The sequence below is a fragment of the Clostridium formicaceticum genome, assembly GCF_001854185.1.
GTDB lineage: Bacteria > Bacillota > Clostridia > Peptostreptococcales > Natronincolaceae > Andreesenella > Andreesenella formicacetica.
In genome coordinates, this window is record NZ_CP017603.1 from 987,946 (window position 1) to 1,010,637 (window position 22,692).

Sequence of the window (22,692 nt, forward strand, 5' to 3'; positions counted from 1 at the left end):
AAATGGGCACCTTAGCAATACACCACAGGATAACGTAAATCGAACTTTGGTTGTCCTTTTAGAAAAATCATTCGAATAATGTCGAATCATATTTTTATTTCCTATTACATTGTACAAGTATTTTTATGTTTTGGCTAGAATTTTTGTAACGGAAAAAGAAAAAGTTCTTAATGAAGAACTTTTTCTTTAAAAACGGATCGTCTTTTCCCATGATATAATTTGCCTCTTTTTCTTAGCTTTTATGTAATAGTATAGACTTCTAAAGAAAAGAAAAATAAAAAGCTGTGCATAAGTGAAATACATGATAAAACCTATCAATATATTCAAGGGAGAAAAAGTATTCTCCATCATTTGTGCACTAAATAATTGGGACGTATATAAAACATAAGAAACATACCACATCAGCATCATAGGTACTGATGCTTCTATCCTAACAAAACCTAATAGTCCTGCCATAAACCAAACATCTGAAATCACTAAAAAAACTAAAAAAATAACATAAACTAAAATGTGCTGCAGCGTATGTACTAATATTTTTCCCTTATAGTACGCAAAAGAGGTAGCCATCTTTTCCAATAAGTATAAATTTCCTTGAAGCCATCGGGTTCTTTGCTTAATCAACACCTTGATTTGTTGGGGTTCCTGTTCCCAGGTAACGGCTTCTGGTACAATAGGCAACAATCCACCCGCCCCAGTGATTCTTAAGGTTAGCTCCGCATCCTCAGCTAGAGCATATACATCATATTCTCCAATTTCCTCAAGAATAGAACGCCTTAAAAGCATATTCGTTCCTGTAAGAGAGCCTGTCTTGAATAAAGCCCACCTTCCCGATTGCATTAATAGCTGAAATATCTGAAACTCTAAAGAAATCATTCTTGTAAGCCAGTTTGCCTTTTCATTAATCGTTCTTACATAGCCTACAGCACCCACCGCATTAGATACCGTCTCCGCTGCTTCTACCAACCGTTTTACCGCTTGAGGTTCCGGTTGGTTATCAGCATCATAAACAGCAAAATACGTGGATTTAGAAATCTGTAAACCATAGTTTAAAACCCTAGATTTTCCCTTAGGTTCTCCTTTTGGCACACCTATGTGATATATATTTTTAAATTTTTTAGAAAAATCCTCTGCAATCCTCCCTGTTTCGTCCTGTGAATGATCGTTTAATAGATAAATATAAAGGTCTCCTGGATATTCTAATCTCACCATTGCTTCTAAGGTTTTTTGTATTACCTTCCCTTCATTGTGTGCAGGTATGAGGATATCCACGCTTGGATAGGCCTTCAAAGATGATCTTTCTTTGTTTTTACCTCGGTAATGTAGGCCAAAAACCGTCAATATACAATAATACAAAATCACAGTGCCAAATACAAAGGAAGTTATAGATAACATATACTTCAAGCTATATTCACTCCTTCCTTTTCAGGCGCTATTACTTCCATCTCTATCATTAGCTCCTCCTGGTTCATCTCAAGTTTTTCATCAACTTTAGAAAGATATCGGTTTAGAGCAATTTCCATCCCTTCCTTATCCGTATTTTGCAGCAATATAACAAAGGAGCTATCATCCCATTTTCCTACTAAATCATATTGATTTCTAAAGGTTTCCAATGCCAAATTCGTCAATGTATAAAATACAGCATATTGTGCATAAATACCTTGCTGCTTTAGATGAAAATAAATCTCATAGCCTTCTTCTCCTCTGCGCTCCATTGCCTTTTTAATCAAACTGCTTCTTTCTTTGAATTCTTGTTTGGTTAACAACTTTGAAGCATCCTCGTATTGGGTTAATGCCTTCACTTTTTTTCTTAAATGTATATTTTCTTCTTCTAACTCCTTAGATAAGTAGATAAAACCATAGGTAACGCCAGCATTAAACACTAAGATAAGATGATAGAAAATTACCTTGATTTGCATACTCGTTCCCCATTGTTTGGTAAAACCCATAACAAGATAAACAATAACAGTCATTAAATTATAGCTAATCAGTAAAAGAAAACCCTGTTTCTTTGACAAAAATTTAAATAGTAATATGAAAAATATGTATTGGCCTATGAAATAATAAATGTGTTCAGAGGAAAATAAGTAAAAAATCGTAATGTAAAAAAGCAAAAACTGACCTATATAGAGAAACGTTAAATTTCCAACATATTTCATTTAAACTTGCCTCCCTAAGATGATGAAATTTTTTATATGCTTCTTTCAATCATACGATAAATATAACTTATTTCCTATGGCTATCTTAAATTTTATGTAAACCAATTTTTTCTACTTTATGCACCAACAGTAAATTTATCCATACATATCAAAAACCTATCTTCTTAAAAGAGATAGGTTTTTACAGATAATTATTTTTTTAAATTATACATAATTACAAAGTCTATTTATAGCTATTTCATTAAAGCCTAATGTCTCTGCCTTAGTAAATTTACCATTTGCAACATCAATAACTTCTTTTAAAAGCTCTTCTCCCATTTCTATGATAGTTTTGTTGCCTTCCACCACAGGACTTACATTAAAGTCGATATTATCTTCCATCTTCTCATAGGTTTGTCTGTTTCCTGTGATTTTTATAACCGGTACAATAGCATTTCCTGTAGGGGTTCCTCTACCAGTAGTAAAAACAATTACCTGACATCCCCCTGCTGCCATTCCAGTCACTGAAGCTATATCATAGCCAGGGGTATCCATAACGATCAGCCCCTTCTTTTTTGGTATTTCTGCATAATCTACAACCTCCACTACAGGTCGATGTCCTCCTTTATGAATACAGCCAAGAGACTTTTCTTCAAGGGTTGTGATGCCTCCTGCCTTGTTTCCAGGAGAAGGATTTCCTTCTCTTAAACTCTCACCAGCTTTTTTGATATGTTCTTCATAGCGTTTCACAATATGAAGGATTTGCTCTTTGATTTCTGGTGTTGCTCCTCTTTCTGCCAATATATGCTCCGCTCCTATAAATTCAGTTGTTTCACTTAGTATAGAAGAAGAACCTAGATCAACGAGCCTATCGCTTAAATTTCCTACTACGGGGTTAGAAGCAATTCCCGAGGTTGGATCAGAACCACCACATTCTGTTCCTACGATAAGCTCTGAAATATCAAAAGATTCTTTTTGCAACATCGTTGCTTCTTGCACCATTTTTCTTGCATATTCTGTTGCTTTCTTTACTGTAGCAATGGTACCCCCTTCCTCCTGAATCACTAATGTTTTCAGAGGCTTATTGGTCATAGACTGAATAAGGGTTTCCATATCATCCGGCTGAGCATTTTCACACCCTAAACCAATTAATATTGTTCCATAAACATTAGGATTAGCAGCTAAACCTGCCAATACCTGCTTTGTGATTTCAAGATCACCCTTTACCTGAGCACATCCGTTTTGATTCACAATGCTAACAGCACCGGTTACTTGAGATGCTACAACCCTACAGGTCTCACTGGAGCAAGCACAGGTTGGAAGAATCAACACATGATTTCTAATCCCTACTTTTCCATCTGGTCTTTTATATCCTAAAAAATTCATTGTCGTTTCCCTCCTTATTCTTCGATACCTTCACGAATACTTACTACATTATGGGTATGAACATGCTGTCCCGCTAAAATATCTTCTAGGGCCTGTCCAATTACCTGCCCATACTTAAATACTAAATCTCCTGCTTTCATGTCCTTCGTAGCAAATTTATGGTAAATAGGAATATCTTGAAGGATAGAAATTTCTTTGATTTCTTCTTCTATTTTAAAAATAGCCTTGTCTCCTACCTTCATCTCATGAATCGCTACCGCGACGCTATCCGTCTCACTAATCACCAGCGCATTTACCGCTAAAGTTTCTGCTTTCATATCACATCTTCACTTCCTTTTTTATATTTATCATGATTTTGCTTTTAGGGTATAAGACCCCACCTCTAAGCGTTAGCGTAGGTGGGATTCTCAATCAGGTGGAGTAGACTCTCCACCTGATTCCCCGATGTTCAGCTTTAGCTGGACGAGTTCACTTCTTTGTTTATATATCAAGCAAGTTATATGCCAAAAAAATTATTTTATAGGAAAACATTTTCTATTCTTTTAAGAAGGATAGAACTTAAAGCTTTATAAAATTCTTTATAAAACAAAAAGAAAGTTGCATCCTCCTGAAACCTTCTTTTTTGTTAAAAAAATATATTGATTTTTTTCATTTATGAAATATCCATTTCATTTTTGTAACTTAACTTTCTCCATAGGGTTGTAGTGCTGATGTTAAGCGCCTTACATAGTCTTTCCTTATCCCCATTATATCTATCAAGCAACTGCTTCAACACCTCTCTCTCTACTACCTTCATATCCTCCGTAAAACCGATAGTAATAGTATCTTGTTCACCATCTTTCTCCAGCTTGGAACCTAGCATTTCCTTAACAAAGTTTTCTGTAAGTTCGTTGCTATAACAGCAGATCACCAATCGTTCTATAAAGTTTTTCAGCTCTCTAGCATTACCATACCAATCGTAAGCTAGAAGCGGAGCAAATATGTTATCATTTTTCCAATACATGTTTCTATTTTCTTTAACACACTGCTCCTTCAAAAATGCAATCGCCATAGGCACCACATCTTCCCTCCTTTCTCTGAGGGGAAGTAGATTTAGTTCTAATACACTTAATCGATAGTATAAATCTTCTCGAAACCCCTTATTCCTCACTTCTTCCTTTAAATTCCTATTGGTGGCACATATAATTCGTACATCTATAGGAATTACTTTATCGCCACCGATCTTTCTTATCTCTTTTTCTTGCAATACTCTTAAAAGCTTGGCTTGAAAGCTCAAGGAGGTTTCGCCTATTTCATCTAAAAATAAGGTTCCTCCGTGAGCCAATTCAAACAGCCCCTCTTTACCTCCCCTAAGAGCCCCTGTAAAGGCCCCTGCTTCATAACCAAACAGTTCACTTTCTAAAAGATTTTCGTTAATAGCCGCACAGTTAATCGATACAAAAGGGCCTTTTACCCTTTTACTATCATTATGAATGCTTTGAGCAAATATTTCTTTTCCTGTTCCCGTTTCTCCATAAATCAAAACTGTTCCTTCCGATTTAGCATATCTCTGAGCTTGATAAATTAATCCCTTAAGCCCATTGCTGCTGCCGATTATGTCTAAAAAACTATGTTTTGCTACAAATCCTTTTTCATTTAATTTTTTTCTTATATTTAGTTCTAGTTTTTGTATGCTTTTTATTTCTTCAAAAATTGCCACCGCTCCATGAAGATGTTGATCAATCGTAATAGGAATTCTATTGGATACAACTTTTTTATCATTTACCTCCATAATCATGTTGGCTTCCCCCGCACTGCTTCGCAGCACCTTGGTTAATGTACTATTGGGAAGACAATCTTTTATTTTCCGTCCAATTACCCGATCCTTTGCTTTACCAAAAATCTTCTCTGCCTTACTATTATAAACCGTCACCACTTCATCTTTATCAATCGTAAGTACTGCTTCATCAATCATGTTCAAGATCGTCTCCATTTCCTTTACTCTAGCCCTCTCCCTCATATTCATTTTCAGGACTCTTTCGGCTTCTTCTAGAGCATATTTAATGGATTCCTCCCCGGATTGTAACAACTCTCCATAAACACCATTTTTGATAGATTCATTGGTGGCTATAACATCTCCTATAATAGCATCTATTGCTTTTTTATCTACTAAAAACTTTACCCTCTCAGGTAAGTCCTTTACCTCCTCACAGGACTCAAACTGCAGTGTAATATCCATAATTCTATTAAAGTGCTCTGTTTTAAAAATAATATTTGAAGTGGTTAAAAAGGCTATTTTTTTATACCCCTTGCTGCTTACGTTGCCTATGGCCTTTAAAATATCGAAGGAGGTTACAGGAATTTCTATGACCGGCACAGATAAATTCTCCTTGAGATATTTTGCTGTGCCTCCCCTCGTCACAATAATCTTAGAACCCTTTTTTATACTTTCTTTTATTTCATCCAATCCTTCGTCTAAGTTGCCTATTACAGTAGAAAAAGGCAGGTTTGTCTTGTTTCTATACTCCTCTGCTAAAATCGCAAGTTCACGATAGGGAGCTACTAATAATATATCCTCCATCAAATTCCTCCTCGTATATTAAAATTTAACTTTAGAAGCGCGCATCTATAAAACTTATTCATAGTATAACATTTGTTTTTTTCCCTCAAACATACAACCGTCAATAGGGACTGTATATAAAAACTACATGCCCTATACAAGAAACACCGAAAATAACGTAATTACCTAACTAATGAAACTTTATCATAGTACTTTTGGATGTTCAATTCTTTCCTTTATTTGGAGAAATAATTACTTAATTCACTGTCATGGCTATCCTAAAGTTTCCTTGTATTATTTTAAAAATTTTCCTTTCAAACAGCCTTTATCTCATATATAATCTATTATGTATGTTTATATCTCTTTTAAAATGAATTTGTATTTTTGTAGTGCGTAAACAATGGATATTAATATGGAATATATTTAGCCATCAAAATAGGTGAAGCACACCATTAGGAAGGGAGATTCAAATGAGTATTTTAACAGTAAAAAACTTGAGTCATGGCTTCGGGGACCGAGCAATCTTTAATAATGTTTCCTTTCGACTTTTAAAGGGTGAACATATAGGTCTTATCGGAGCAAACGGCGAAGGTAAATCTAGCTTTATGAATATTATTACGGGAAAACTGGAGCCTGACGAAGGCCAAATAGAATGGGCAAAGCAGGTTAGAATTGGCTATCTAGATCAACATACCCTTCTTCAAAAAGGTATGACGATTCGTACTGTCCTAAAAGGGGCTTTTCAGTACCTTTTCGATTTAGAAACCCAGATGAATGAGATTTGCGACAAAATGGGAGAAGCTTCTCCGGAGGAACTAGAGCAGTTATTGGAAGATATGGGCACCATCCAAGATACCTTGACCAATAATGATTTTTACATTATCGATTCAAAGGTGGAGGAAATCGGTCGTGGTTTAGGACTGGAGGATATCGGTCTCGACAAGGATGTTCATGATTTAAGTGGGGGACAACGAACAAAGGTCCTACTGGCAAAGTTATTGCTAGAAAAACCAGACATCCTCCTTCTAGACGAGCCTACCAACTATCTTGACGAACAGCATATAGAATGGTTAAAACGTTACCTTCAGGAGTATGAAAATGCGTTTATCTTAATTTCCCACGATATTCCATTCCTCAATAGTGTCATCAACTTGATCTATCATATGGAAAACCAGGAGTTAAACCGTTATGTTGGTGATTACGACAATTTCCTTCAGGTTTATGACGTAAAAAAACAACAGCTAGAGTCTGCTTATAGAAAGCAACAGCAGGAAATTGAAGAACTTAAGGATTTTGTTGCTAGAAACAAAGCTAGAGTATCCACCAGGAACATGGCCATGTCCCGCCAAAAAAAATTGGATAAAATGGAGGTCATCGAACTAGCGCGTGAAAAACCCAAACCAGAATTTAACTTTAAAGAGTCCAGAACCTCTGGTAAACTGATTTTTGAAACCAAAGAGCTTGTCATTGGCTATGATGAGCCTCTTTCAAAACCACTCAACCTTCGAATGGAACGAGGACAAAAAATAGCACTTGTTGGAGCGAATGGACTAGGGAAAACTACGCTGCTAAAAAGTATTCTCAGTGAAATCAAGGCGATTTCTGGATCAGTAGAATTAGGGGACTACCTTCATCTAGGTTATTTCCAACAAGAAATCAAGGAAGCGAACTATAAAACCTGTATCGAGGAGGTATGGCAAGACTTCCCCTCCTATAGCCAGTATGAAGTTCGTGCTGCTCTAGCAAAATGTGGACTAACCACACAACATATAGAAAGCAAGGTAGTGGTACTAAGTGGTGGAGAGCAGGCAAAGGTTCGATTGTGCAAACTAATCAATAAAGAAACCAACCTCTTGATTCTAGATGAGCCTACCAACCATTTAGATGTAGAAGCAAAGGAGGAGCTGAAACGTGCCCTTCAAGCCTATAGAGGCAGTCTCCTTCTGATTTGCCATGAACCAGAATTTTATCGAGACGTTGTTACAGATGTTTGGAACTGCGAGACTTGGACAACGAAGATTGTTTAAAAAAGTATCTCCGTAATTTTCTAGAGGCTACGGAAAAAATATCATTTTCACGGTATTTTTTCCGTAGCCTTACTTCTTGCGGAGGTATTTTTATTTGTCCCCTCCATTGCAGCATTAGATACTTTCTCCATTATTTACGAACAAATTAACACATATTCAACTATATTGTTCTGATATATTTTGAATATATTCATTGTTTTTTAATGAAAAGTTCGTAAAACCTATTGACTTTTAGGCAGGAAATATATTATTATAGTAAAGTCCCACGGCAAGATTTTTGGGGCAAGATAAAGAATTCCTACCTATCCTGATGCTTAGAGGTAGGAGCTTATATGACAAAATTTGAAATAACAACTTCAAGTCTAATATAATTCGTGTAATAAGGTCACGAAGTTTCTACCGGCCAACCGTAAATTGCCTGACTATAGACTTTTGTTTTGAATGGATCGTCTCAAAAAACTTCCCAAATCATTTTGTGATAGGAAAGCGTTTTGTAAATTCAAAGAAAAGTCTACTTACTACAAGGAGGGCAAATTATGGAAATCTCAAAGTTACATCATTCTCTATTCCCTTTGGAAAGAATTTTTAAATTAAAAGAAAATCGCACCAATATAAAAACCGAGGTGATGGCAGGTATTACCACCTTTATGACGATGGCTTATATTCTCGTTGTCAACCCCAGTGTTTTATCAGCAACTGGCATGGACCTTGGTGCCTTATTTACTGCCACAGCATTATCTGCTATTGTTGCTACGCTAGTGATGGCGCTGTATGCTAACCTGCCTTATGCACTAGCTCCTGCTATGGGTCCTAACGCTTTTTTCGCTTTTACTGTGGTATTAGGTATGGGTTATTCTTGGGAAACGGCTTTAACGATTGTGTTTTTAGAGGGGATCCTCTTTCTACTTCTTACCTTTTTTAATATTCGTGAGGCAATTGTTCATGCTATACCCCTCGTAGTAAAAAAAGCTATGTCGGCAGGGATTGGACTGTTTATTGCTTTTCTAGGATTGTACAATTCTGGCATTGTTGTTACAGGCATGTTTCATGTAGGAGATGGCATATTGGATGGGGTGCCTATGGCTATTGGCAATATTACTTCTGGTTCCCCTCTATTGGCTTGTATAGGATTACTGCTTACAGGATTTCTTATGGCGAAGCAGATCAAAGGTGCTTTATTAATAGGAATTTTAGCTACTACGATTATAGGGATTCCTATGGGGGTTACACAATTACCTGAAGGATTGAGGTTATTTAGTGCACCGCCTTCCTTAAGTCCAATTCTGTTCCAATTTGATTTTTCTAACTTATTTTCACTAGACATTTTAATTTTATTATTTATCTTCTTATTTGTTGATATGTTTAATACCGTGGGTACCCTTGTAGGGGTAGGGGCTAAAGCAAATATGCTGGATGAAGAGGGCAATATTCCTAAAGCAAAGGAAGCTTTATTTGCCGATGCAGTAGGTACTACTGTGGGTGCAGTGTTTGGTACAAGTACCGTAACCACTTATGTAGAAAGTGCCGCTGGTGTTGCAGCTGGAGGAAGAACTGGTCTTACAGCCTTATCCACAGCCTCTATGTTTGCGATAGCACTGTTTTTATCGCCTCTATTTATTATGATTCCTGCGGCAGCTACAGCACCCGCATTGATTTTAGTAGGATTGTTTATGATCTCCCCTATAAAAGATATCGATTTCGACGATTTTACTGAAGCTATTCCTGCTTTCTTAACCATTCTTATGATGCCTCTCACCTATAGCATCTCTGAGGGAATCATTTTTGGTATGATGAGTTATTTGGTGCTAAAATTATTGGCTGGAAAAAGAAAAGAAATTTCTCCCTTAATGTACATCATCGTGGTTCTGTTTATGATAAAAATTGCAGTTGGATAGTGGAGAATAGCCAAAGAGGCCCTTCTTATAAATTAAGAAGGACCTCTTTTTCTAAAATATCTCTATTTATATTCAGTGCCTTTAAACCATTCTCAAAAGCAATTTTCTCTGCTTCCTTCTCCTCTATGCCTATTGCTTGAAAATGCTCTATTTCATCCAACAGCCCACTGCCATGATGGACACTGTAAGAACCTGCATCACTACCCAAAGCTACCTTTGTTCCGATTTCAATAGCCTTCTTTATATTTTCCAACTGTCCATCGTATACCTTTTGGATGACTTCTCTTTCCTGCTTAAATCGATCTTCGTTAGCCTTTAAAATATTTCCTAAAGGCGCTAAGGTTGGAATCCATACGATGTCCTTTTCAGCCATAGCGTAAACCTCCGCCTCTGACATTAAGTAGCCATGCTCTATTGTATGGGCTCCTGCTTTTATGGCTTTTCTTACCCCTCCTGGACCATTGGCATGTACCATCACAGGCAGGTTGTGGTCCTTTGCCGCTTCCACCATATACTTTAGCATTTCTAAGGTAAAGGCAGTTTCTCCAACATCCCCATATTTTTGGAAGTTTACCATGCCTGTTAAGATGATTTTTAAATGATCTGGCTGATGTTCTAAAAGAAGTTTAAAGGCTTTTTTAAAATCCTCTAACCCCTCAATAGACTTTCCTAAGAAAGAACCATAATGTCCTTTTTTGTATAGAGCATAGATAGGGGATTTATAAATCATGCCTTCTTCTTTAGCAACTTCTCTTGCTAATTTGGAAGCAAAGATTCTATCTCCACCGTCTCTCAAGATATAAATTTTCCGTCTTTTATACTGCTGTAAAATTTCCCTCAGCCAAACTACTTTCTTCTCCCTGTCAGCCGCCTCCCATGTTTGCCTATTGTACAAAGGATTTAAAGCTACATGTATATGCGCATCGATTAACATTGTTGTACCTACTTTCCTTGTTTTTATAGAAGCTTTCCAATGGCTCTATAGAAACAAATACGACAGTGAGAAGATAAATCCTTCTAAAATTTCTATGATTGCTCCCTACTTCTTTCCCACTTTATTGTAAGATTTTTAGCAGCCTTTGTTTCATCGATTCTTCTTACCGGTGTGTGATAAGGTGCATTTTTTAATAGTTCTGGGTTTTCCTCTGCTTCTTGGGCAATCTTAATCATGACCTCTATAAAATCATCCATGGTTTCTAAACTCTCCGTTTCCGTAGGCTCTACCATGATGGCTTCTTTTATAATCAAAGGGAAATAGATGGTTGGAGGATGATAACCATAGTCCAGCATCCGTTTTGCTATATCCATCGTTGAAATTTCACCCTTATTTTTTGCAATACCTCCTAAAACAAACTCATGTTTACATACTTGATCTATCGGCAAGTGATAATGTTGTTTTAATTTATGCATCATATAGTTTGCATTCAACACTGCTTTTTCGCTTACTTCCTTTAAACCTTCAGCCCCCATTGTCAGTATATAGGCGTAGGCCCTAAGCATAATGCCAAAATGACCATAGAAATTTTTCATCTTGCCAATACTATGAGGTCGATCATAATCCAATATATAATCATTTCCTCTTTTTTCTACAACCGGCACTGGAAGGTATTTTGCCAGCTTACTTTTTACGCCTACTGGCCCACTACCCGGGCCGCCACCGCCATGAGGGGTAGAAAAGGTTTTATGAAGGTTAAAGTGCATTACATCAAAACCCATATCTCCCGGTCTTGTCATCCCCATAATGGCGTTCATGTTAGCACCGTCATAATATAATAGCCCTCCAGCTGCATGAACCAAATCTGCAATTTCCCCAATTTTTTCTTCAAAAAGTCCAAGGGTACTAGGATTTGTTAACATAAGACCTGCTACTTCATCATCCAAAGCCTCTTTTAAGCTTTCTATATCCACTGCTCCATTTTTGTCGGATTTAATTTCTACAATTTTTAGACCTGCCACTGCTGCGGTAGCTGGGTTGGTACCATGGGCTGAATCAGGAACAATAATCTTTGTTCTCTTATCTTCTCCTCGATCCTTATGGTACGCTTTTATCATCATCAAGCCAGTAAGTTCTCCATGGGCTCCGGCCGCTGGCTGTAAGGTAACCTTATCCATCCCTGATATTTCTGATAACATTTCATCTAAGCCATACATCATTTCAAGGGCGCCTTGTGTTGTTTCTTGAGGCTGATAGGGATGAAGTCCAGTAAATCCATCTAAAGAGGCTATGTCTTCATTAATCTTAGGATTATACTTCATGGTGCAGGAACCTAAAGGATAAAAACCTGTATCTACACCATAATTCTTATTGGACAATTGTGTAAAATGTCTTACCACCTGCAACTCACTAACTTCTGGTAAATCAACTTCTTCACCCCTTAGGAATTTTCTAGGAATCATCTCTTCTAGAGCTTCCTCCTTCACATCACACTGTGGAAGACTGTAAGCAGTTCTATCCTTCTTTGAAATTTCGAAAATTAATTTGTTATAAGCTTGCATTATATCACCTCCAATATTTCAACCAATTTATCTATTTCTTCCTTTGTCCTCTTCTCTGTTACACAGAACAGCAATCCGTTTTCCAACTCAGGATACTCTTGATCCAAAGCATATCCTCCTAAAATCCCATGCTTCATAAGTTCTTGATTGACTTGTTTACTACTTATTTCACTACTTACTGCAAATTCTTTAAAGAAGGGTTGATGAAATAGGGGTTTAAATTTACCACTTTTGGTCATCTGCTTTAGTGCATAATGCGCCTTTTGAGTACTCTGCATTGCTACTTCCTTCAATCCCTTTTTCCCCATGGTTACTAAATAGATGGTAGCAATTAAGGCATTTAATCCTTGATTAGAGCAAATATTAGAGGTAGCTTTATACCTACGAATATGTTGTTCCCTTGCCTGTAATGTAAGAACAAAAGCTCTTTTTCCATCTACATCTTCAGATTGCCCCACTATTCTTCCTGGTATTTTTCTTACTAACTTAGATGTCGTGGCTAAAAAACCTAGGTAGGGCCCACCAAAGTTTAGAGGATTTCCTAAAGATTGCCCTTCTCCCACCACAATGTCTGCGCCTAACTCTCCTGGGCTTTTTAATATACCTAAAGAAATGGGGTCTGCATAATGAATCAACATTGCCTTGTTTTGATGAATGATCTTTTCAGCTTCTCCTAGGTCTTCTATCGCCCCAAAAAAGTTTGGACTCTGTAGAATGACCCCAGCTGTATCCGTATCCATCACTGATTTTAAATGATCTAAATCTGTGACACCCTCTGCCATGGATATCTCTATCATCTTTACATCTCTAAATTTCATGTAGGTATGCAGAACTTTTCTTACCTCTGGATGAACCGTCTTAGAAACAAGCAGTGTCTTTCTTTTTGTATTTTCAACAGCCATCATCGCTGCTTCAAGGGTTGCAGTTGCACCATCATACATAGAAGCATTGGTAATATCCATGCCAGTTAAATTGCAAATCATTGTCTGATATTCAAATATAGCCTGTAGAGTACCTTGACTAATCTCCGGTTGATAAGGGGTGTAGGCTGTAAAAAATTCTGAACGCATTGCTAAATGTTTTATAATAGAAGGAATATAATGATCATATGCCCCTGCCCCTAAAAAACAAGTCAACTCTCCTATGCTTTTATTTTTATCACTTAGATTCTTCATATGTTTGATAAGCTCTGTTTCAGCTAAAGGTGATGCTAAATTCAGCGCTCTTTCTAACCTTAGCTCTTTAGGTATATCCTGAAATAAATCCTCAATAGACTTCACACCAATACTTTCCAGCATGATGTTTGTATCATTTTTAGTATTCGGTATATATCTATGCATCTTCATCCTCCTTACGGTGAAATTATTTATTTTCTTTTATAAAATCTTTTGCTGAGTCATAAATAAATCCCTGCTTCCTTTATTTTTAGGAAGCAAATTTACTTTTATACAGCAATAAAAGAGGAGCATGATGGCATACCAATAAAATATGCTATCACGCTCCTCTGTCTTTTAGCCTGAGAGTTTTACATTTATCAATGTGTTTCTCCTACGGCGCCGATGCTTCGGACTCTCCAGAGTTCCATCAAATAACGATACTTTTGCCTGAAAGTTTCTATAGAAGGACGCCTCCTTTTATATTGCTTCTTCGGCTATCTATTGAAAGATATCTCTCGTTATTCTCATTTGGTCTATATTTCTTTAAATAGAAAATATTATATTCCTATTATATAGGCTTATAAGAAATTTTTCAACAGTTAAATAGTTTTAAATTTTCTATTTATTTCTTCTTTATTGTTAAAGTATAGTCACAGAAAGTTTTATTAGCTATTTTGCAGTCAAGTGGCGCAGCATCTCCGTTTAATACCTAGCATCCAGCTTTAGATAAAGGGATCCATTTGATTTTTTTCAACTAATGCAATAAATTCTTCTACTAAGTAAGGGTCAAATTGAGAAGCTTTCCCTCTTTTTAACTCATACAAAACTTGTTCCCGTGTTAACTTTTTTCTATAGGCTCGATTACTGGTCATGGCATCCCAAGCATCTACAATACTAACAATTCGTGCTGGTAGAGGAATTTTTTGCTTCTGTAATCCTTCTGGATAACCGCCACCATCATATCGCTCATGATGGTATTTAATGATGTTTAAGACATCTGGTTCAAGATCCATAGGTTCTAATATTTTAAAACCCTTAAGGGGATGGTCTTTTATCAGTGTAAATTCATCATCCGTTAGAAAAGATGGCTTGTTTAAAATGGCATCCGATATACCTATTTTTCCGATATCATGCAGCAATGCTCCGTAATGAATCTTTTCTATCATATCTTCTGCCAAACCAAGGACTTTAGAAAAGGCCACAGTAACTTTAGCTACCCGTGAGGAATGATTTTGCGTATAAATATCCTTTGCATCAATAGCTGCAACTAGGCTGGCAATGGTCTTTAAATAAAATTCCTTTTTTCCTTGCTCAATCTTTACTCGCGTGTTATCTAACAACAATGCTGCCTGATGAGAATAGATTTTAAGATTTGTTAAGTCTCGAGGAGAATAACAGTTAGGATGATTATTTTCCTCGTCATGGAGATGCATGACAACTGCATACCCTATCGTATTGTGACTAACAACAAGGGGAATAATAATAAATGCTACTAGTCTCTTGTCTAATCCAGCAAACCTTTTAAAGCGTTCATCCTTTTCATCAATCTCTATTATTTTATCTAATTGCCTTAAAGTTAAAAATTCATTTAACCTACTAAAAGCCTTTACTAGTTTTTCAGATATACAGCCATTGACTTCTACAGTTTTCAGTTTGCTCATGTTGAGGTCTGTTAAATATAAACATCCTGCTTCACTGTGGGTTATTTCCATAGCTAGCTGTAAAGTACTTTTGATGGTGGTCTCTAAATCATGCCCCTTAATTAGGATATTGGTCATATCTACCAAAAAAGATTGTTCTCTTAATTTGTTTTCTAATTGGTTCACCCGGTCACGTAGCATGTGAATCTCTTGTTGTTGTGTCATTTTACAAAAAATACTGCCCACCTCCAGCGATTTCAGTCTATCTTTCTTTAGTAATTCCTTCTATTACTGAGGATGATTCTATATCTTTAAAAAACATCCAAATGATACACATTATCATTTCCATATTATTCTATTTTGTTTCTATTGTCAACAAAATAACATCAAGTACTGTAAATAATAATTAACGTGAACTCCTCCAGCTAAAGCTGAACATCGGGGAATCCGGTGGAGAGTCTGTTAAGAACTTCCTAAGTTTGAAGACACAAAATAAGACCCTACTATATTAGGTAGGATCTTTTCTAGCAAATAAGATAAACCATTTTCACTTATTCTCTAACTCCAGCAAACAAATTCATCTTTTTTTAAGGTATATACTTCTATTTTCTTATCACGAATATAGTCTATTCCTTTATTGATTGCCCTTAGATTGCTCTTCAGTAACTCCGGCTTCTTCTTGGTTACTTGTTTCATGGAATTTTCTATTTTCTCTAAATCAATTAGCTTTAGATTTGGTAGCAAAGCCCCTAAACAGACCATATTAGCAATATTTGCATATCCTAACTGGTTTGCAATATCCGTGGCAGGGATCTGGATAATTTTTATATCCTTCCTCATATGGTCTAGTTTGACTAAAGAGGTATTCACAACCAATACACCTCCCAGTTTTATACGGGGTGCAAATTTGTCATAGGCTGGTTTGCTTAACACAATGGCAGCATCAGCCTCATCAATAACAGGCGAATTGATTTCTTCGTCGGATAGTATTACAGAGCAATTGGCTGTACCACCTCGCATTTCCGGTCCATAGGAGGGAATCCAACAAATTTCCAGATTCGCCCCCATGCCAGCGTAGGCCAAAACTTTACCTAAAAACATTACACCCTGGCCACCAAATCCCGCAAGTATGATTTTATCCATCATAACCTTTCTACCTCCTTCGTTACCTTTAATTCTCCCATTGCGTAAACCGACATCATATTTTCTCGCAACCATTTCAAGCTATCTAAGGGGCTCATACCCCAATTTGTGGGACAAGTTGACAAAACACTTACTAGTGCGAAACCTAACCCCTCTCGTTGTACTTCAAAAGCCCTTTTAATGGCTTTTTTCGCTTGGATAATATTTTTTGGTGTATCTACTGAAACAGAAGCTACATATACAGCGCCTTCAAGATTGGCAATAAGTCTTGGAAAGTCCATTGGTAATCCATCAGTAATAGCATTCCTGCCATGGGGGCTAGTAGATGTCTTCATTCCTTCTAGGGTAGTGGGAGCCATCTGTCCTCCAGTCATGCCATAGATAGCATTATTCACCATAATGGAGGTTATTTTTTCTCCTCTTGCTGCAGCATGGATAGCATGCTGCGTCCCTATGGCGGCAATATCACCATCTCCCTGATAGGTAAAAACTGTTTTATCCGGCAGCGCTCGTTTAACACCTATTCCTACTGCTTGGGCCCTACCATGAGGTGCTCCTACAAAATCACAGCTAAAGAAATCCTGACAAAATCCTGCACAACCTACAGGGGAAATTCCTACCGTTTCCTCAATAATGTTTAGCTCTTCAAGTACTTCTGCAATGATTCTCATAATAATACCATGGGTACACCCTGGACAGAAGGAAAAAGCCGTATCTGTTAAGCCTTTTGTTCTAGCAAATACCTTTTCCATAGCTACACCTCCCCTGATACATCAAATGTATCTTGAAAATAATCTAATATCTCATGCTCTGTTGGCAACATGCCCCCCTGTCTTCGATAGAGATGTACTGGCATTTTGCATGCTACTGCAAGTTTAACATCCTCTATCATCTGGCCAGTATTTAGTTCCACCGTAATGATCCCTTTTACCTTGTTTTTATGAGGAAGAAATGCATTATCAGGGAAGGGCCACAGGGTGATGGGACGAATCAAGCCTAGCTTTATACCTTTTTCACGGGCATTTAATACAGTGCTTTTGCATATCCTTCCGGTTGTTCCATAGCTCACCAGCAGATACTCCGCATCCTCTGTATAAAAGGATTCCCAACGTTGCTCCTTCTGCTGAATAATTTTGTACTTTGCCTCCCATCTTTGATTGTTGATCTCACCTATTTCATTGGTTAAAGAATAGCTTGCCACAATACGCTTTTCTCTGTCTTTACAGCCCCCCACCGTCCAACTTCTATCAACTTTTGGCACCTCGGGTCTCTCCTTTAAAATCACTGGCTCCATCGTTTGTCCTAAAAAACCATCAGATAAAATCAAAACTGGATTACGGTATTTATCTGCTAAATCAAAAGCCTCCATAGTGAAATCATAAAGCTCTTGGGCTTTAGAAGGCGCCAATACAATCAACCTGTAGTCTCCATGTCCACCACCTTTTGTTGATTGAAAGTAATCGGATTGAGCTGGTCCTAAGCCGCCTAGACCTGGACCGCATCGATTAACATTCACAATCACCATGGGAAGTTCTGCTGCTGCGCTATAGGAAATTCCTTCTTGCTTTAAACTAATTCCTGGACTAGATGATGCAGTCATTACTCTTGATCCTGTGGCAGCAGCACCATAACACATATTAATAGCTGCAATTTCATCCTCCGCCTGTAACACCGTGCCACCTTTTTGTGGTAAATGTTTAGATAAATACTCTACTACTTCTGTGGAGGGTGTAATGGGATATCCGAAGAACAACCTACATCCCGAACGAATAGCAGCCTCACCAATAACCTCATTGCCCTTCATGAGTACTCTTTCCATAAATCACTTCATCTCCTTCCCCAATACCTATTTATAGACCTCTATAGCTACATCGGGACACATCATGCCACATAGGGCACATCCTATACACTTTTCTTCATCCTTGCAAACTACTGTAAAGTACCCTTTTTGGTTACTTTTCTCTCCAATTTCTAAGATTTTTTTAGGACAAACATCAATACAGAGACCACAGCTTTTGCAGTACTTCTCTAATATATTTACCTTTACCATAATCGTCCCTCCTTTAACCATTTATTATCTAGCGCCACACAGAAGCTTTATTATCATAGCGTATATACTAACTATATTGAGCGGCTACTTCCTCTCCCCGCATTACTCTCAGGGCCCCTAATGCTAGAGATTCTAGTTCTTCTTCTCCAGCCACCACAACTACAGGGGCAATGAATTTAACACGCTTAGTAATATCAGCAACAATTCTTTTTGAATAAGCAATTCCCCCTGTCAGAATAATCCTGTCTACTTGCCCCATCAAAACCGTAGCCATGGCACCAATTTCCTTTGCCACCTGATAGGCTAAAGCCTCCAGCACAATATCTGCCTGAAGGTCTCCATTTGTTGCCATTGCTTCTACTTGACGTAGGTCTGTCGTGCCAAAGTAGGAGTAGAGACCACCTTTGTTCATTAGTTTTTCCCTCAATTCATCATAGGTGTATCTTCCTGAAAAACATAGCTTTACCAATTGATCTGCCGGTAGACCACCGCATCGATCTGGGGAAAAAGGTCCTTCTGCCTTAGCATTGTTGACATCAATCATTTTTCCCTTTTTATGAGGGGTAACAGAAACACCTGAACCTAGATGGACAACAATAAAGTTTACTTCCTCATAGTTTTTGCCTATTTCTTTTGCTATCTTCCGGGCTACAGCTTTCATATTTAAAGCATGGGATAAACTGATTCTTCTTAAATCAGCTAATCCAGAGATTCTGGCTACTGGCTCCATCTCATCAACGGAAACAGGATCTACAATAAAAGCTGGTATGTTTAATTGATTCCCCAAGTTTGCAGCGATTACAGCACCTAAGTTAGAAGCATGTTCTCCTTGATCTGCTACTTTTAAATCTTCTATCATTTTTTCATTCACCCGATAGGTTCCCCCGGCTAAGGGCTTTAGCAAGCCCCCACGACCTACTATAGCAGTTAAAGTTTTCAGCTGCGTATTTTCCTTCTCAAGAATCCGCAGTATCAAATCTAAGCGATATTGGTACTGATCAAATAATTTAGGAAACTGTTTTAAACTTTCTATGGAATGTTCTATCGTCTTCTTGAAAAGCAACTGATCTTCTTCATATACGGCTATTTTTGTTGAGGTTGCACCTGGATTAATTGCTAGTATCTTATTTTTAGAAAGTGTCATACCCACTGCCTCCTTTTTGTATACAAATCATTGCACCCTACTAAATTTTTTCTCCTTATTACTTTTTGAAGAAAAGCTTAAACAAAGGCAAACGTTATCATATTATGAAAAAAATAGAATGCAAAAAAATTTTAAACAATAAAATTTCTTCTTAATAATAGAATATAGAATATTCAACAGATTGTGAAATATTTGAATGCTATCTCAGTAATAAGTAAAAGTGATTAATATTGATTAAAATAAGGGTGAATGCTATTATTGATAAATAAAATGAGATTTAAATCAAAAGCATAAAATCTCTAGGCCAAAGAAGGGTACATTTTGTTAAATAAAACACCAATTATCTATCTATAATAAAAAATCTACCGTCAGATTGGGGGAGAAAACATGGAGTTACGACAGTTACATTATTTTATTGCGGTTGCAGAACATCTAAATTTTACGGAGGCAGCGAAGCATCTTTTTGTAGCACAATCTGCTGTAAGTCAACAGATTGCAGATTTAGAACAAAAGATAGGTGTACAACTATTTTTTCGAAATAAACGCTCAGTAAAATTAACCAATGCAGGGGCTGTTTTTTTACAAGAAGCCCTTAGTCTTGTAAGTAAGTCTGCTGAAGCCATAGAAAAAACCCGTCAAGCGGATATCGGTATTATTGGACACTTAAAAATAGGCTTTCTTGGCTATACAGAAAGAAACTTTTTACCTTCCTTGATTAGAGAATTTCGTCGTAGCCATCCCAAAGTAGACTTGTATTTAGATCAGTTCCATCATGGGATGTTGATAGAAGCATTGAAGACTGGTGAACTAGATGTAATCTTCACACTTGCATTTGGTCTTGATAACATTGGGGGCATTGAAAAGAAAAGTATATTTACAGAGAAGATTTCAGTAGTCATGCATTGTGATCATCCTCTTGCAAATAAAAATAGCCTGCATATCAGCGAATTAGCGCAAGAACGGTTTATAACAGTTAGCAGAAGGGAATCACCCCAGGGATTCAACAAAACCTTGTTGATGTGTGCTAATAGCGGTTTTTCCCCAAATATTGTTGCTGAACCTAGACTACTTGCTACTGTGTTATTATTGGTAGATGCAGGAATAGGCATAACGATTCTCCCTAAAAGCTTGAAACTTCATTCAAGCCCTAGTCTTCGTTTCCTTGATATTGAGGGAGAACAGGCGGAAGATGAGCTGGTGATTGCTTGGAAAAAAAAGAATGCCAATCCATCCATTCCTTTGTTTTTAGAAGCGTTAGCCTCTGTTGGCGAGGAATACTATAAACACACTTCTATGCTATCCTAATACAGGCCTTTATTATCTCTTAAAAAGGCCCTCTAATTCATAGAGGGTCTTGTCCTTTAGTTTATATATGCATCAATCACTTTTGCCACATAGTCATCAAGTCCTGACCTAGCCAAAACAACAATAGATGCCTCATTGTTATTTAAAAGCCTTGCGCTGTAGGCTTCGGCGCCATCTCTGTCAAGTTCTTCTTCCCTATGGATAGTAACTTCATTTTTATTAGCAATTTCATAATCCTCAAAAATCCCAGCAAGACGTTTTTCTAAATCCCCCGTTGGACACTCTAGTCCTCTTATCCTCTCTATTGCTTTTTCAAGACTTGTCATTATATCCTCTCCTTAGGTGTATAACATAGTTTTTCAATATTCTAGCTTACTAAACTTGATTCATTTTTATTATCTCTCTTTGTTCATCTTTCATTCTTTTAATAATGTTTATCCTAAAGAATTCGCCCAACGACCCTTCTACGCAAAAACCGACACTAAATATTCAGTGCCGGTTCAAGTAACCTGTCCTTCTATATGTTATTTAACTAAAAAGAATACTGGCATCCTGTAAACTGTCTGCTAAAAGCTTCCACATCCTTTGCGATTGTTTCAGGAGCTTCTTTGTCAATTAATGCCCTCTTAAAGAAATCAGCGATGATCTTCATTTCTTCTTCCTTCATACCTCTTCTTGTTGCTTCCGGTGTTCCTATTCTAATTTCTGGACTGTTTCCTGAGAAATCATCAGAGCATAGAATCTTTGCCTTTTCTAAATGCTTTGCAGGAGCCGCATCAACGTATTGTCCCACATCTACTAATAATAAGTGACTTTCTGTATAACCTCTCCCTGCTCCTAATACGCTAAATCCACAGTCTGCTAGCGCCTTTGCCAGTGCCTTTGAATTTTTCACTACTTGTTTTGCATAAGCTTCTCCATACTCTTTCATTTCTAATATAGATGCAGCTAAAGCTGGAAGACGGTTTAAGTGATGACTTGTTACTAAAGAAGGCGATAAAGTATTACCTACCTTTTCAATAAGTTCTATGTTATTTGACACTACAAATCCACCTTGTGGTCCTGGGAAGGATTTATGGGTACTGCCAAACATAATGTCTGCCCCCTCATTTAATGGATTAGGGAATACCCCTGTAGCGATTAACCCTGTAACATGAGAAGCATCATAAGCCAATAGGATTCCTTCTTGATCTGCTAGATCTCTTAATTCTCTAACCGGTTCTGGAAATAATGTACCAGATCCTCCAAAGATAATCATTTTAGGCTTCTTTTCTAAGGCTTGTTTCTTAAGTTTCTCAACATCTACAGCCCTATTCTCATCAAATGCCATATATTCTACCTTGATGGTTTCATCAAATTGTCTTACTTGGCACATTGGTCCAACTAGACCATGACCCCAGTCGCTTAAGCTAACTTCGATAACTAAATCTCCTGGCTCAAGCAAAGCCAGCACTACTGCCATTCCCGCCATATGACCCCCAATAGGTCTTAAATCTGCATATTTTGCTTGAAATACTTCCTTCACAAGCTCATGGGTAGCCATTTCAAATTCATGGATGTATTTATTTCCTGTATATTCTCTTTCTTCTGGCTTCATAGTAGCATAACAGCCATATCTATTACCAAAATCTCCACCCAGATAGCCACGTACTTTTTCACTTGCATAGTTTTCTGACGCAATTAAATTTAAACATCCTTCTCTATAACTCATATGCTTCTTTAAAAGATTATCGATATCCCTTGTTGTTTTGAACATTTTCATGTCCCCCTTCAAT

At 37.2% G+C, this 22,692-nt stretch carries 19 protein-coding genes and 3 riboswitches; of the genes, 3 read left to right on the forward strand and 16 right to left on the reverse strand.

Going from position 1 to position 22,692, the window contains the following annotated elements; all coding sequences use genetic code 11:
• Positions 1–186 precede the first annotated feature (186 nt).
• From BJL90_RS04640 to BJL90_RS04660, 5 genes are all read right to left on the reverse strand, one after another.
• Positions 187–1,392 carry a glycosyltransferase family 2 protein gene (locus BJL90_RS04640; protein ID WP_070972958.1) on the reverse strand — a complete coding sequence of 402 codons (1,206 nt, stop codon included), beginning with the start codon at positions 1,390–1,392 and terminating at the stop codon, positions 187–189.
• A gap of 5 nt (positions 1,393–1,397) precedes the next feature.
• A complete protein-coding gene (locus BJL90_RS04645) occupies positions 1,398–1,916 on the reverse strand; it encodes a hypothetical protein (RefSeq protein WP_156778703.1) in 519 nt (172 codons plus the stop codon).
• A gap of 444 nt (positions 1,917–2,360) precedes the next feature.
• A complete protein-coding gene (locus BJL90_RS04650) occupies positions 2,361–3,521 on the reverse strand; it encodes a UxaA family hydrolase (protein ID WP_070964696.1) in 1,161 nt (386 codons plus the stop codon).
• 14 nt (positions 3,522–3,535) lie between these two features.
• Positions 3,536–3,838: a UxaA family hydrolase gene (locus BJL90_RS04655; RefSeq protein ID WP_070964699.1), complete on the reverse strand. Its 303-nt coding sequence runs from the start codon at positions 3,836–3,838 to the stop codon at positions 3,536–3,538.
• A 335-nt stretch (positions 3,839–4,173) separates the two neighbouring features.
• On the reverse strand, positions 4,174–6,081 hold the full coding sequence (locus BJL90_RS04660; protein ID WP_070964702.1) for a sigma 54-interacting transcriptional regulator: 1,908 nt from the start codon (positions 6,079–6,081) through the stop codon (positions 4,174–4,176).
• A gap of 449 nt (positions 6,082–6,530) precedes the next feature.
• Here BJL90_RS04660 and BJL90_RS04665 point away from each other — a divergent pair, with 449 nt between their 5' ends.
• The gene (locus BJL90_RS04665) at positions 6,531–8,087 is read left to right on the forward strand and encodes an ABC-F family ATP-binding cassette domain-containing protein (protein WP_070964704.1); all 1,557 of its coding nucleotides are present in this window, start codon (positions 6,531–6,533) and stop codon (positions 8,085–8,087) included.
• A gap of 342 nt (positions 8,088–8,429) precedes the next feature.
• Positions 8,430–8,532, forward strand: a riboswitch (purine riboswitch).
• A 91-nt stretch (positions 8,533–8,623) separates the two neighbouring features.
• On the forward strand, positions 8,624–9,982 hold the full coding sequence (locus BJL90_RS04670) for an NCS2 family permease (protein ID WP_156778705.1): 1,359 nt from the start codon (positions 8,624–8,626) through the stop codon (positions 9,980–9,982).
• A gap of 25 nt (positions 9,983–10,007) precedes the next feature.
• Here BJL90_RS04670 and BJL90_RS04675 read toward each other — a convergent pair whose 3' ends face one another.
• The 9 genes from BJL90_RS04675 to buk form a co-directional block, all read right to left on the reverse strand.
• A complete protein-coding gene (locus tag BJL90_RS04675) occupies positions 10,008–10,916 on the reverse strand; it encodes an amidohydrolase family protein (RefSeq protein ID WP_070964706.1) in 909 nt (302 codons plus the stop codon).
• A 92-nt stretch (positions 10,917–11,008) separates the two neighbouring features.
• A complete protein-coding gene (gene gcvPB, locus BJL90_RS04680) occupies positions 11,009–12,478 on the reverse strand; it encodes an aminomethyl-transferring glycine dehydrogenase subunit GcvPB (RefSeq protein ID WP_070964709.1) in 1,470 nt (489 codons plus the stop codon).
• Positions 12,478–13,818, reverse strand: a complete 1,341-nt coding sequence (gcvPA, locus tag BJL90_RS04685) for an aminomethyl-transferring glycine dehydrogenase subunit GcvPA (RefSeq protein ID WP_070964712.1) — start codon at positions 13,816–13,818, stop codon at positions 12,478–12,480. Before gcvPA ends, gcvPB begins: the two co-directional genes overlap by 1 nt.
• Before the next feature lie 162 nt (positions 13,819–13,980).
• Positions 13,981–14,057, reverse strand: a riboswitch (glycine riboswitch).
• 3 nt (positions 14,058–14,060) lie between these two features.
• A riboswitch (glycine riboswitch) is annotated at positions 14,061–14,163 on the reverse strand.
• Positions 14,164–14,357: 194 nt separating this feature from the next.
• Positions 14,358–15,500 carry an HD-GYP domain-containing protein gene (locus BJL90_RS04690; RefSeq protein ID WP_070964715.1) on the reverse strand — a complete coding sequence of 381 codons (1,143 nt, stop codon included), beginning with the start codon at positions 15,498–15,500 and terminating at the stop codon, positions 14,358–14,360.
• Positions 15,501–15,833: 333 nt separating this feature from the next.
• A complete protein-coding gene (locus BJL90_RS04695; RefSeq protein WP_070964718.1) occupies positions 15,834–16,421 on the reverse strand; it encodes a 2-oxoacid:acceptor oxidoreductase family protein in 588 nt (195 codons plus the stop codon).
• Positions 16,418–17,170, reverse strand: coding sequence for a thiamine pyrophosphate-dependent enzyme (locus BJL90_RS04700; protein ID WP_070964721.1), 753 nt, complete (start codon positions 17,168–17,170; stop codon positions 16,418–16,420). The genes BJL90_RS04695 and BJL90_RS04700 overlap by 4 nt, the downstream gene beginning before the upstream one ends.
• Positions 17,171–17,172: 2 nt before the next feature.
• Entirely contained in the window at positions 17,173–18,237 is a 1,065-nt protein-coding gene (gene vorB, locus BJL90_RS04705) for a 3-methyl-2-oxobutanoate dehydrogenase subunit VorB (protein ID WP_070964724.1), read from the reverse strand.
• Positions 18,238–18,264: 27 nt separating this feature from the next.
• A complete protein-coding gene (locus BJL90_RS04710) occupies positions 18,265–18,468 on the reverse strand; it encodes a 4Fe-4S dicluster domain-containing protein (protein ID WP_070964727.1) in 204 nt (67 codons plus the stop codon).
• A gap of 67 nt (positions 18,469–18,535) precedes the next feature.
• Entirely contained in the window at positions 18,536–19,612 is a 1,077-nt protein-coding gene (gene buk, locus BJL90_RS04715) for a butyrate kinase (RefSeq protein ID WP_070964730.1), read from the reverse strand.
• Between the two features lie 387 nt (positions 19,613–19,999).
• Here buk and BJL90_RS04720 point away from each other — a divergent pair, with 387 nt between their 5' ends.
• A complete protein-coding gene (locus BJL90_RS04720) occupies positions 20,000–20,917 on the forward strand; it encodes a LysR family transcriptional regulator (protein ID WP_070964733.1) in 918 nt (305 codons plus the stop codon).
• Between the two features lie 56 nt (positions 20,918–20,973).
• Here BJL90_RS04720 and BJL90_RS04725 read toward each other — a convergent pair whose 3' ends face one another.
• Entirely contained in the window at positions 20,974–21,243 is a 270-nt protein-coding gene (locus BJL90_RS04725; protein ID WP_070964735.1) for a hypothetical protein, read from the reverse strand.
• A 206-nt stretch (positions 21,244–21,449) separates the two neighbouring features.
• Positions 21,450–22,673, reverse strand: a complete 1,224-nt coding sequence (locus BJL90_RS04730) for a serine hydroxymethyltransferase (RefSeq protein WP_081562213.1) — start codon at positions 22,671–22,673, stop codon at positions 21,450–21,452.
• Between the last annotated feature and the right edge of the window lie 19 nt (positions 22,674–22,692).

Excerpts from the sequence above, each read along its gene's own strand:
- BJL90_RS04640 (WP_070972958.1), bottom strand. The coding sequence starts at position 1,392 with ATGTTATCTATAACTTCCTTTGTATTTGGCACTGTGATTTTGTATTAT.
- BJL90_RS04645 (WP_156778703.1), bottom strand. The coding sequence starts at position 1,916 with ATGCAAATCAAGGTAATTTTCTATCATCTTATCTTAGTGTTTAATGCT.
- BJL90_RS04650 (WP_070964696.1), bottom strand. The coding sequence starts at position 3,521 with ATGAATTTTTTAGGATATAAAAGACCAGATGGAAAAGTAGGGATTAGA.
- BJL90_RS04655 (WP_070964699.1), bottom strand. The coding sequence starts at position 3,838 with ATGAAAGCAGAAACTTTAGCGGTAAATGCGCTGGTGATTAGTGAGACG.
- BJL90_RS04660 (WP_070964702.1), bottom strand. The coding sequence starts at position 6,081 with ATGGAGGATATATTATTAGTAGCTCCCTATCGTGAACTTGCGATTTTA.
- BJL90_RS04665 (WP_070964704.1), top strand. The coding sequence starts at position 6,531 with ATGAGTATTTTAACAGTAAAAAACTTGAGTCATGGCTTCGGGGACCGA.
- BJL90_RS04670 (WP_156778705.1), top strand. The coding sequence starts at position 8,624 with ATGGAAATCTCAAAGTTACATCATTCTCTATTCCCTTTGGAAAGAATT.
- BJL90_RS04675 (WP_070964706.1), bottom strand. The coding sequence starts at position 10,916 with ATGTTAATCGATGCGCATATACATGTAGCTTTAAATCCTTTGTACAAT.
- gcvPB (WP_070964709.1), bottom strand. The coding sequence starts at position 12,478 with ATGCAAGCTTATAACAAATTAATTTTCGAAATTTCAAAGAAGGATAGA.
- gcvPA (WP_070964712.1), bottom strand. The coding sequence starts at position 13,818 with ATGCATAGATATATACCGAATACTAAAAATGATACAAACATCATGCTG.
- BJL90_RS04690 (WP_070964715.1), bottom strand. The coding sequence starts at position 15,500 with ATGACACAACAACAAGAGATTCACATGCTACGTGACCGGGTGAACCAA.
- BJL90_RS04695 (WP_070964718.1), bottom strand. The coding sequence starts at position 16,421 with ATGATGGATAAAATCATACTTGCGGGATTTGGTGGCCAGGGTGTAATG.
- BJL90_RS04700 (WP_070964721.1), bottom strand. The coding sequence starts at position 17,170 with ATGGAAAAGGTATTTGCTAGAACAAAAGGCTTAACAGATACGGCTTTT.
- vorB (WP_070964724.1), bottom strand. The coding sequence starts at position 18,237 with ATGGAAAGAGTACTCATGAAGGGCAATGAGGTTATTGGTGAGGCTGCT.
- BJL90_RS04710 (WP_070964727.1), bottom strand. The coding sequence starts at position 18,468 with ATGGTAAAGGTAAATATATTAGAGAAGTACTGCAAAAGCTGTGGTCTC.
- buk (WP_070964730.1), bottom strand. The coding sequence starts at position 19,612 with ATGACACTTTCTAAAAATAAGATACTAGCAATTAATCCAGGTGCAACC.
- BJL90_RS04720 (WP_070964733.1), top strand. The coding sequence starts at position 20,000 with ATGGAGTTACGACAGTTACATTATTTTATTGCGGTTGCAGAACATCTA.
- BJL90_RS04725 (WP_070964735.1), bottom strand. The coding sequence starts at position 21,243 with ATGACAAGTCTTGAAAAAGCAATAGAGAGGATAAGAGGACTAGAGTGT.
- BJL90_RS04730 (WP_081562213.1), bottom strand. The coding sequence starts at position 22,673 with ATGTTCAAAACAACAAGGGATATCGATAATCTTTTAAAGAAGCATATG.